The organism is Streptomyces hygroscopicus subsp. hygroscopicus, assembly GCF_001553455.1.
Lineage (GTDB): Bacteria > Actinomycetota > Actinomycetes > Streptomycetales > Streptomycetaceae > Streptomyces > Streptomyces hygroscopicus.
The window spans coordinates 1-10,036 of sequence record NZ_BBOX01000003.1 but is presented as its reverse complement, the minus strand read 5'-3'; the positions used below and the strand labels follow the sequence as shown (position 1 = coordinate 10,036).

Annotated in this window: 9 protein-coding genes; 5 read left to right on the top strand and 4 right to left on the bottom strand. The window is 75.0% G+C overall.

Going from position 1 to position 10,036, the window contains the following annotated elements; genetic code table 11:
- Nucleotides 1-146 precede the first annotated feature (146 nt).
- On the bottom strand, nucleotides 147-1,184 hold the full coding sequence (locus AXW62_RS00840; protein ID WP_060942764.1) for an SAM-dependent methyltransferase: 1,038 nt from the start codon (nucleotides 1,182-1,184) through the stop codon (nucleotides 147-149).
- 109 nt (nucleotides 1,185-1,293) lie between these two features.
- On the opposite strand from AXW62_RS00840, the gene AXW62_RS00835 reads away from it, so the two are divergent.
- Nucleotides 1,294-2,493 carry a sensor histidine kinase gene (locus tag AXW62_RS00835; RefSeq protein ID WP_060942766.1) on the top strand — a complete coding sequence of 400 codons (1,200 nt, stop codon included), beginning with the start codon at nucleotides 1,294-1,296 and terminating at the stop codon, nucleotides 2,491-2,493.
- Between the two features lie 53 nt (nucleotides 2,494-2,546).
- Nucleotides 2,547-3,245, top strand: coding sequence for a response regulator transcription factor (locus tag AXW62_RS00830; protein WP_060942763.1), 699 nt, complete (start codon nucleotides 2,547-2,549; stop codon nucleotides 3,243-3,245).
- Nucleotides 3,246-3,458: 213 nt separating this feature from the next.
- On the opposite strand, the gene AXW62_RS00825 is transcribed toward AXW62_RS00830, so the two are convergent.
- The 3 genes from AXW62_RS00825 to AXW62_RS00815 form a co-directional block, all read right to left on the bottom strand.
- Nucleotides 3,459-4,541, bottom strand: coding sequence for a DUF5937 family protein (locus AXW62_RS00825; RefSeq protein ID WP_060942762.1), 1,083 nt, complete (start codon nucleotides 4,539-4,541; stop codon nucleotides 3,459-3,461).
- A gap of 54 nt (nucleotides 4,542-4,595) precedes the next feature.
- Nucleotides 4,596-5,039 (bottom strand): hypothetical protein, encoded by a 444-nt coding sequence (locus AXW62_RS43675; RefSeq protein WP_159060781.1) that lies wholly within the window; start codon nucleotides 5,037-5,039, stop codon nucleotides 4,596-4,598.
- Between the two features lie 120 nt (nucleotides 5,040-5,159).
- On the bottom strand, nucleotides 5,160-6,284 hold the full coding sequence (locus AXW62_RS00815; protein ID WP_060942765.1) for a threonine aldolase family protein: 1,125 nt from the start codon (nucleotides 6,282-6,284) through the stop codon (nucleotides 5,160-5,162).
- A gap of 549 nt (nucleotides 6,285-6,833) precedes the next feature.
- Here AXW62_RS00815 and AXW62_RS00810 point away from each other — a divergent pair.
- The 3 genes from AXW62_RS00810 to AXW62_RS00800 all read left to right on the top strand — a co-directional run.
- A complete protein-coding gene (locus tag AXW62_RS00810; protein ID WP_060942760.1) occupies nucleotides 6,834-7,769 on the top strand; it encodes a Rossmann-like and DUF2520 domain-containing protein in 936 nt (311 codons plus the stop codon).
- Nucleotides 7,766-8,737, top strand: a complete 972-nt coding sequence (panC, locus tag AXW62_RS00805) for a pantoate--beta-alanine ligase (protein WP_060942759.1) — start codon at nucleotides 7,766-7,768, stop codon at nucleotides 8,735-8,737. The genes AXW62_RS00810 and panC overlap by 4 nt, the downstream gene beginning before the upstream one ends.
- A partial coding sequence (locus AXW62_RS00800) for an L-aspartate oxidase (RefSeq protein ID WP_060942758.1) occupies nucleotides 8,734-10,036 on the top strand: 1,303 nt, incomplete at its 3' end. The genes panC and AXW62_RS00800, both read left to right, overlap by 4 nt.

Here is a 10,036-nt window from a genome sequence, read left to right as displayed (position 1 = left end):
CCCCGCCCGCCCCTCGGCTCGGGTCTGCCCCGGCCCTCGGCCCGGACCCTGGCCCGGACTCCGGCCCGGACCCCGCCCCCGGGTAGGACTCCACCGGGCACCGGGCCGCCGCTCACGGGCGGGCCGCGGGTGGCGTCTGCCCTCGCTCACGGGGCTGGTCGCAGGTGGTGGAGGGCGGCGCAGGCGGGGCCCACCGGGTGGAGGAGCCAGGTGAAGGCGCCCAGACCGGCGGGGTCGGTCAGCCCCGCGGCCTCGCCCGCCGCGCCGAGGGCGCGGACGTAGCCGGTGGGGTCGGTGGAGGCCAGGGCGAGCGGGGGGCGGCGGGCGTCGACGCCCAGGGCGCGCAGCGCCTCGCGCTGGGTCATCAGCCCGGAGCCGGGCCCGGCCGCGGCGGCGCACGCGTCCATCGCGACGTGCGCGGTCAGATCGCAGGAGCCGTCCGGGACGGGCCGGACCTCGCGCCCCTCGCGGAAGCCGGTCAGCGTGCCGAAGGGGGGCCGGGCGGCGCGCTCGTGGGCGTAGTCGACGGCGACCGCCAGGCCCGCCCGCAGGGAGCGCACGGCCCGCGCCCAGGCCGCCTCGCGCGGATGGCCGATCTCGGCCCGCAGCCCCGCCTCGGCGCCCGCCAAGGGCCACCAGCGGGCCAGCCACTCGGCGTCGGCGCCGTCCACCGGGGCGCCGAGCCGCTCGGTGCCGTCGCCCGCCGCGAGATCCACCTCGACCCGGCGCGGCACGCCGTCCGCGTCGGTCTCGGCGACGTCCACCGGGACGTTGTCGAGCCACTCATTGGCGAACAGCAGCCCCGTGCACCCGTCCGGCGGGGCGTCCAGCCAGGCGATCCGCCCGTCCAGGCCCGCCGGGCGCTCCGCCCGCTCCACCGCGTACGGCCGCAGCCGCCGGGCCAGCCCGTGCGGCAGGCCGGGCGCCAGGGCGAGCACTCCCGTGAGCAGTTCGCCCCGGCCGGCGCCCAGGTCCACCAGCGCCAGCTCAGCCGGTCTGCCCAGCGCCTCGTCCACCCGGCCCAGCAGCTCCGCGACCGCTCGGGCGTAGAGCGGTGAGGCATGCACGGACGTGCGGAAATGCCCCGCCGGGCCCTCCGCGCTCCGGTAGAAGCCGCCCGCCCCGTACAGCGCCCGTTCGGTCGCTGTACGCCATCCGGTCCACTCGTGCTTCTCAGTTGCCACCCCGCCACGCTAAGCGCGTTCGTATCCACCTTGGGGAGTAGGACCGGCCGGTACGGATCGCCCCTCGGGCTGACCCGGGAGGGTCGGGGCGATGCCTACGCTGGGTGACGTGCAGCGCCTCTACGAATTTCTCCGCAGGCATCCGACAGGGGTGGACACCTTCTGGGCCGTCCTCCTCGTCGGTTCCGGGTTCCTGTGGCTCGTAGAGGCGTCCATCGGCGCGGACTCCCGGATCGTGGGCGGGCCGATCGTCCTGGCGCTGGGTACGACGATCGCGCTGCGCCGCCGGGCCCCCGAGAAGATGCTGGGGCTGGCCATCCTGTGCGGTCTCGCCCAGATGGCCGTGGACATCAGGCCCAACCCCACCGACTTCGCCATGCTGGTGATCGTCTACACGGTGGCGGTCACCTCCTCGCGTCAGGTCTCCCGCTTCGCGCTGGGCGCGGCGGTCTGCGCGCCCCCCCTCGCGACCCTCCGCTGGCCGCCGCACGCCCACCAGACCTGGTGGGAGACCGCGGTCTCGGCGGTTTTCATGTCCATCCCCTTCGTGCTGGCCTGGGTGCTCGGCGACTCGATCCGCACCCGCCGGGCCTACTACGCCCAGCTGGAGGAGCGCGCCGCCCGGCTGGAGAAGGAGCGCGAAGCCCAGTCGAAGGTCGCGGTGGCCGCCGAGCGCGCCCGGATCGCACGCGAGCTGCACGACGTCGTGGCGCACAACGTGTCGGTGATGGTGGTCCAGGCGGACGGCGCCGCGTATGTCATGGACGCCTCGCCCGAACAGGCCCGGCAGGCGCTGGAGACGATCTCCAGCACCGGCCGCCAGGCGCTCGCCGAGATGCGGCGGCTGCTGGGTGTACTGCGCACCGGGGAGCCGGGCGAGGAGAACGAGTACGTCCCGCAGCCGGACGTCGAGCAGATCGACGAGCTCGTGGAGCAGGTGCGCGGCGCCGGGCTGCCGGTGGAGTTCAAGGTCGTGGGCAGCCCGCGCCAGCTCCCCAGCGGGGTCGAGCTGACCGCGTACCGCATCGTGCAGGAGGCGCTCACCAACACCCGTAAGCACGGCGGCCCGGACGTGGGCGCGAGCGTCCAGCTCACCTACTTCGACGACGGGCTCGGGCTGCTGGTCGAGGACGACGGGCGGGGATCGCAGCGCGAGATGTACGAGGACGGCGGCGCCGACGGCAGCGGCCACGGGCTGATCGGGATGCGGGAGCGCGTCGGCATGGTGGGCGGCACGCTCGACGCGGGGCCGAGGCCGGGCGGGGGCTTCCGGATCAGCGCGCTGCTGCCGCTGAAGCCGGTCCGTTGATCTGATAGGTGCTGTAGGCCGACTGCCAGGCCAGAGGGAAGGGACCCGTCCGGATGTCGATCCGCGTCATGCTCGTCGATGACCAAGTGCTGCTGCGCACCGGTTTCCGGATGGTGCTCGCCGCCCAGCCCGATATGGAGGTCGTCGCCGAGGCGGGCGATGGGGTGGAGGCGCTGGAGGTGCTGCGCGCCACGGAAGTGGACGTCGTCCTCATGGACGTCCGGATGCCCAAGCTGGACGGGGTGGAGGCGACCCGGCGGATATGTGAGCGGGAGGGGGCGCCGAAGGTCATCATCCTGACCACGTTCGACCTGGACGAGTACGCCTTCTCCGCGCTCAAGGCCGGGGCGGGCGGCTTCATGCTCAAGGATGTGCCGCCGGGGGAACTGCTCGCGGCGATCCGCGCGGTGCACAGCGGTGACGCGGTGGTCGCGCCCAGTACGACGCGCCGGCTGCTGGACCGGTTCGCACCGATGCTGCCGGGCGGCGGGGGAGCCGGTGGGTCCGGGGGCCGGGCCCGTCCGGAGCTGGAGCGGCTCACCGACCGGGAACGCGAGGTGATGCTGCTGGTCGCCCAGGGGCTGTCGAACGGTGAGATCGCGGCGCGGCTGGTGCTGTCCGAGGCGACCGTGAAGACCCATGTGGGCCGCATCCTGACCAAGCTGGAGCTGCGCGACCGGGTGCAGGTGGTGGTGATGGCCTACGAGACGGGGCTGGTGCGGGCCGGGGGACCGGCCGGACCGGCGCGCTGAGGCGGCCCGGGGACGGCTGCCTTGTGGTCGGTGCGGGTGTTCTGCGGTTGGTCTTCGCGGGGCCGTCCCGTCGTTGGCCCTGACCGCCGTGGTGCCGGCGTGGACGTCTTACGGTGGGCGCGGGCGTTTCGCCGCAGGGGCGGGCGCCTTACGGCCCGTTTCGCGGCGGTTTTCCGCATGGTGGGGAAGGGCCCGCGCTCTGTCGCAAGGCGCCTATCGCAGGACGCTCTCCAGGAAGTCGCTGCCCAGGCGGGCCACCGAGGTCAGGTCGAGTTGGTGCAGCACATAGCGGCCACGGCGGCGGGTGGTGAGGAGACCGGCCTTCTTCAGGACGGCGATATGGCGGGACACCTCCGGGGGCGTGATGCCGTACGACTCGGACAGCTCACCGGTGGTGTGCGGGCCGCGGGCCAGGGTGCGGCACAGGCGCATGCGCATCGGGTGGGCCAGGGCGTCGAGGCGGCGCTGGACCAGCTCCAGGGCGGCGGGCGGGGGCAGCTCGGGGGCGGCGATCGGGTACTGGATCACCGGCCGCCAGCCAGGGGCGTGGACGACGAAGAGATGCGGCCAGCCGAAGGCGGTCGGGATGAAGGTGACGCCGTCGCCGGACGCCGTCGTACGGCCGCCCGCCAGCTTGTCGACCAGGATGCTGTCCCCGTCCCCGGACAGGGACAGCGCGGCCGAGGCCGACGCCAGCGCCTCCGCGAGCCCCTTGCGCTGCAGCAGCTCCGCCTTGTGGCGGGCGTCGGCGGCCAGCTGGATCCCCACCCGCCGCCAGGTGTCCGCGAAGAACGCCTGGTCGCAGTCCTCCAGCAGCCGCCGCAACCACACCCGCAGCCCGTCCGGGTCCGCCAGCATGCGATCGGTGAAGGCCGCCTGCCGGGGCCCCCGGGCGGCGGCCATCTCCCGGACCCGGGCCCGTTCGCCCGCGTCGACCAGCGGCGAGGGGGTGTGCCGGGCGTACGAGGCGGAGCAGGCGATCTCGAAGGCGGCGGCCACGAACGTCTCGTCGTCGATCCGGTCCAGCGCGTCCAGCTCCTCCGCGAGCGTCGCCCCGGGGACGGCCGGGAGCAGCAGATCGGAGCGCGCCGAGCGCCACAGGAAGTCCGCCTCGTGGAGCCGGTCCGCGAGATCCGGTTTGAGACCGGAGGCGGTGGCGGTGGCCCAGCCGTGCAGCCCGGGGTGGTGGCCGGGCTCGGACAGCACATGGAGCGCTGCGCCCAGCTCGGCGAGCGGGGACGGGCTGAAGACGATGCGCTCGGGTGGCAGCCCGGCGATGTCGATGACGGTGGCCATGACCCCATGGTGCGGGAGGCCGCACCCGCCGCCGCCCTCGTTTGACGGCGATCGTCAATCGGCGTGACGTCCGCCCGGCGCCGGGCGGACGGTCGAGCCATGTCCCTCACCGAGCAGTACGTACTCGATCTGTACCGGGCCGCCCAGCGCGGCGAGGCCGCCCCGCCCGCACCGGGCCGGCACGACTGGCACACCCTGCGGGAGCTGCGGACCTACCGCGACTTCCGGGCGGTAATGGCGGAGCGCCCGGCCCGCCGCGGCCGCCTTACGGATGCGTTTCGTGCCCGTGGCCGCCTCACGGATGCGTTGCACGCTCGTGACGGTCTTACGGACGTGCTGCGCCCCCATGGCGGTTTTACGGATGCGGCGCGTGCTCATGGCGGTCTTACGGGCGCGCCGCGTGCGCGTGGCGGTCTTACGGACGTGATGCGCCCCCATGGCGGCCTTACGGACGCGCCGCGCGCCTATGGCCGCCTCACGGACGTGATGCGCGCTCAAGGCCGCCTTATGGACGCGTTGCGTGCTCAAAGCCGCCTTACAGTGCGCGCCATACGGGCCGTACGGGGCCTCAAGGCGCCAAGGGCTCTGCCGGAGCGGCTCGCCGCTCTGCGGCGCCGGTCAGCCGTCCCGCCGCATGAGCTCCCGGACCCGTGCGAGGAAGGCGTCGACCGCGGCCGTGACGTCCTCGGCCGTCCACTCCAGTGCGGGTGAGGCGACCGTCACCTCCGTCATGGCCAGACCGGGCGGCCCCGGCTCCTGCCAGCGCCGGAACAGCGTCGTCCGGGTCTCCTCCGCCAGCCGCACCCCCGCCTCGTCCAGCACCGCCGCCGGATACGGCAGCCACACCTGGAACTGGTGGGTGTGCGGCACCTCGGGATGCACCCGGGACCACCCGACCCCCGCCGCCGTGAACGCCTTCCGCAGCGCCTCCGCCACGACCCGGGCGTGCACCACGTACGACGGAAGCCTCGGCAGCTCGCGGTCCAGACCGGCCAGCGCGGCGAGCGCGGCCGGCCACTGCTGGAAGAGCTGGCCGCCGTACCGGTGGCGCCACGCCCTGGCCTCCGCCACCAGGCTCTCCGGCCCGGCCAGCGCCGCCCCCGAGATGCCGTCCAGCGACTTGTAGAAGGACACGTAGACGGAGTCCGCCAGGGCGGCGATCTCCGGCAGCTCCCGGCCGAAGTGCGCCGTGCACTCCCACAGCCGCGCCCCGTCGAAGTGCACCACCGCGTCCCGCTCCCGGGCCGCCTCCACGACCGCGACCAGCTCCTCCCATGAGGGCAGGACGAATCCGGCGTCGCGCAACGGCAGTTCGAGGGCGAGGGTGCCGAACGGCTCGTCGAGGTCGCGGACCTCCTCGGCGGTGGGCGGCCGCGGTTCGCTCGTCGGGCGCACCGCGCGCAGCCCGCTCACCGTCAGATACGCGTCCCGCTCGTGCACCTCCAGATGCGCCAGCGGATGCACCGCCACCACCGGGACGCCGGTGCGCCCCGCCCAGCAGCGCAGCGCGATCTGCTGCGCCATGGTGCCGGTGGGGAAGAACGCCGCGGCCTCCATGCCGAGCAGCGCGGCGACCCGGCGCTCCAGCTCCTCCACGACCCCGTCGCCGTAGACGTCCACCCAGCCGTCGCCGCCGTAGGACGGGTCGTCGGCCGTCAGGGCGAGGGCGGCCAGCCAGTCGGCGATCCGCCCCTCCGCCGGCCCGTGCGCGAGCGTCCGCTCGGAGCCGTGCCAGGCCGCGATGCGGCGCGCCCGGGCGGCCTGCTTCCCGTCGCCGTCCGTCCCGCCGTCCGTCCCGCCGTCCGTCCCGTCCGTCCCGCCGTCCGTCCCGCTCGTCCCGCCGTCCGTCCCGCCCCCGTCGCCGCCCGTACCGGCCTTACCGTCGCCCGTCCCGCCCGTACCGGCCTTACCGCCGGTCGTCCCGCTGGTCGTCCCGCCGCTCGTCCCGCCCCCGCCGCCGTCCGTCCCGCCCCCGTCGCCGCCCGTACTGTCCGTACCGCCCGTTTCGCCGGGAGCCCCGGTCGCCTCGACCGTGTCGTCGGCGTTGTCGGCGTTGTCGGCGTTGTCGGCGTTGTCGGCGTTGTCGGCAACCTGGTCCGTGTGGCCTTCCGCGCCGCTGCCCGCGCCGCCCGTCTCGTCCGCCATGGGGCGATGATGTCGTACGGGCGTCCATCGGACCACAGAGTTATCCACAGCCCCGGGCGTGCGGCCAAACCCCCCGGAAACACTCGCGTAGCATGGCGGGGAATCGTCCGGTACCCCCTGAGGACTGGAACGGAAGGCCGCTGTCGCGTGAACGCACAACCACTTCCCGAGCCGCAGGACCGACCTGCCCGGCTCACCGTCGGGGTCGTCGGCGCCGGTCGCGTCGGCCCCGCCCTCGCCGCCTCGCTCCGGCTGGCCGGGCACCGTCCGGTCGCCGCGTCCGGCGTCTCCGACGCCTCCGTGCGCCGGGCCGCCACCCTGCTCCCCGAAGTCCCCGTCGTCCCGCCCTCCGAGGTGCTGGCGCGGGCCGAGCTGGTGCTGCTCACCGTCCCCGACGACGCCCTGCCCGAGCTGGTCAGCGGCCTTGCCGAAACCGGTGCGGTGCGCCCCGGCCAGCTGCTGGTGCACACCTCCGGCCGCTATGGCGTCAGTGTGCTGGAGCCCGCCCTGCGGGCCGGTGCGCTGCCGCTCGCGCTGCACCCCGTGATGACCTTCACCGGCACCTCGGTGGACGTCCAGCGGCTGGCCGGCTGCTCCTTCGGCGTCACCGCCCCCGAGGAGCTGCGGCTGGCGGCCGAGGCGCTGGTCATCGAGATGGGCGGTGAGCCCGAGTGGATCGCGGAGGAGTCCCGTCCGCTCTATCACGCCGCCCTCGCCATCGGCGCCAACCACCTCACCACACTGGTCGCCCAGTCCCTGGAGCTGCTGCGCGCGTCCGGGGTGGAGGCCCCCGACCGGATGCTCGGCCCGCTCCTCGGCGCCGCCCTGGACAACGCGCTGCGCAGCGGGGACGCCGCGCTGACCGGTCCGGTGGCGCGCGGCGACGCGGGCACGGTCGCCGCACACGTCGCCGAGCTGCGGCGGCACGCCCCCCAGGCCGTCGCCGGCTATCTGGCCATGGCCCGTACGACCGCGGACCGGGCGCTCGCGCACGGTCTGCTCAAGCCGGAGCTCGCGGAGGACCTGCTGGGCGTGCTCTCCGACGTCAGCGATGTGCGGGGCCGGGGAGGGAGCGAGGCATGAGCCCGAAGCTGTGGACCAAGGCGTCGTACGGGGAGCCTGATGTGGAGCTGTTCCGCCATCGTTCGGAGCTGGACGCGGCGCTCGCCCACTTCGCCATGCCGGGGCGCACGGCCGTCGTGATGACCATGGGCGCGCTGCACGACGGGCACGCCTCGCTGATCCGCGCCGCCCGCGCCCGGGTGGGCGCCAAGGGCCTGGTGACCGTCACCGTCTTCGTCAATCCGCTGCAGTTCGGCGCGGGCGAGGACCTCGACCGCTATCCGCGCACCCTGGACGCCGACCTGGAGGTCGCGGCCGGGGCGGGTGCGGACATCGTCTTCGCCCCGGCAGCCGAGGAGGTCTATCCGGACGGTGAGCCGCGCGTCCGGATGGCGGCCGGCGCCATGGGCGAGCGCTATGAGGGCGCGTCGCGGCCCGGCCACTTCGACGGCATGCTCACCGTCGTCGCCAAGCTGCTCCACCTCACCCGCCCCGATGCCGCCTTCTTCGGCGAGAAGGACGCCCAGCAGCTGGCGCTGGTCCGCCGGATGGCGCGCGACCTGGACTTCCCGGTCGAGATCGTCGGCGTCCCCACCGTCCGGGAGGGCGACGGGCTCGCCCTCTCCAGCCGTAACCGCTATCTGTCCGCCCAGGAGCGGGACACCGCGCTGGCCCTGTCCCGGGCGCTGTTCGCGGGGCGCGACGCGGGGCTGCTGGCGGCCGGGGAGGCCTCGGCCGGTGCGGAGGAGCACGAGCTCATACGGGTCGCGTCCCCCGCCGCGGTGCGCTCGGCGGCGCGTGCGGTGCTCGACGAGGCGGCCCGGTGCGAACCGCCGCTGGTCCTCGACTACCTGGCCCTGGTCGACCCCGCCGACTTCACCGAGGTCCCGGACGGACACACCGGCGAGGCGGTGCTGGCCGTCGCGGCCAAGGTCGGCGCCACCCGCCTGATAGACAACATCCGCCTGTGGTTCGGAGCCGCCCGATGAGCCGTCCGACCGGGCGGCCGGCGACCGGCGCCACGACCCCCGCCACCGCCCTGCGCGCCCCCGCCCCCGGCTGGGCCACCGAGGCCGATGTCGTGGTCGTCGGCTCCGGTGTCGCCGGGCTGACCGTCGCGCTGCGCTGCGCCGCGGCCGGGGCCAAGGTCACCGTGGTCACCAAGGCCCGCCTGGACGACGGCTCCACGCGCTGGGCCCAGGGCGGCATAGCCGCCGCCCTCGGCGAGGGCGACACCCCCGGGCAGCACCTGGACGACACCCTGGTCGCCGGCGCCGGGCTCTGCGACGAGCGGGCCGTACGGACGCTGGTCACCGAGGGGCCCGGCGCGGTGCGCCGGCTCATCGCCACCGGCGCCCGCTTCGACGCCGACGAGGACACGGGCGAGATCCTGCTGACCCGCGAGGGCGGCCACCACCGCAGCCGGATCGCCCACGCGGGCGGCGACGCGACCGGTGCGGAGATCTCCCGGGCCCTGGTGACGGCGGTGCGCGCGGCCGGTATCGACACCGTGGAGAACGCCCTGGTGCTCGACCTGCTCAAGGACGGCTCCGGCCGGGCGGCCGGGGTCACCCTGCACGTCATGGGCGAGGGCCGGCGGGACGGCGTGGGCGCGGTGCGCGCGGACGCGGTCGTCCTCGCCACGGGCGGTATGGGCCAGATCTTCTCCGCGACCACCAACCCCGCCGTCTCCACCGGCGACGGGGTCGCGCTCGCGCTGCGCGCGGGGGCCGAGGTCAGCGACCTGGAGTTCGTGCAGTTCCACCCCACGGTGCTGTGGCTGGGCCCGGAGGCACAGGGCCAGCAGCCGCTGGTCTCGGAGGCGGTGCGGGGCGAGGGCGCGCACCTCGTGGACGCCGACGGGGTGCGCTTCATGCGGGGCCGGCACGAACTGGCCGAGCTGGCGCCCCGTGACATCGTCGCCAAGGCCATCATGCAACGGATGCGGGAGCGCGGCGCCGAGCACATGTACCTGGACGCCCGCCACTTCGGGGCGCCGATGTGGGAGCGGCGCTTCCCGACCATCCTCGCCGCCTGCCGTGCGCACGGCATCGACCCGGTGACCGAGCCCATCCCGGTCGCCCCCGCCGCGCACTACGCGAGCGGCGGGGTCCGCACCGATCTGCGCGGCCGCACCACCGTCCCCGGTCTCTACGCCTGCGGGGAGGTCGCCTGCACCGGCGTGCACGGCGCCAACCGCCTGGCCTCCAACTCCCTCCTGGAGGGCCTGGTCTTCGCGGAGCGCATCGCGGAGGACATCACCGCCGGGCCGCGGCCCGGCGGTGCGG

Bases quoted from the DNA above. Each gene is read 5' to 3' on its own strand.
- AXW62_RS00830 (WP_060942763.1), top strand. From the start codon at position 2,547: ATGTCGATCCGCGTCATGCTCGTCGATGACCAAGTGCTGCTGCGCACC.
- AXW62_RS00825 (WP_060942762.1), bottom strand. From the start codon at position 4,541: ATGGCCACCGTCATCGACATCGCCGGGCTGCCACCCGAGCGCATCGTC.
- panC (WP_060942759.1), top strand. From the start codon at position 7,766: ATGAGCCCGAAGCTGTGGACCAAGGCGTCGTACGGGGAGCCTGATGTG.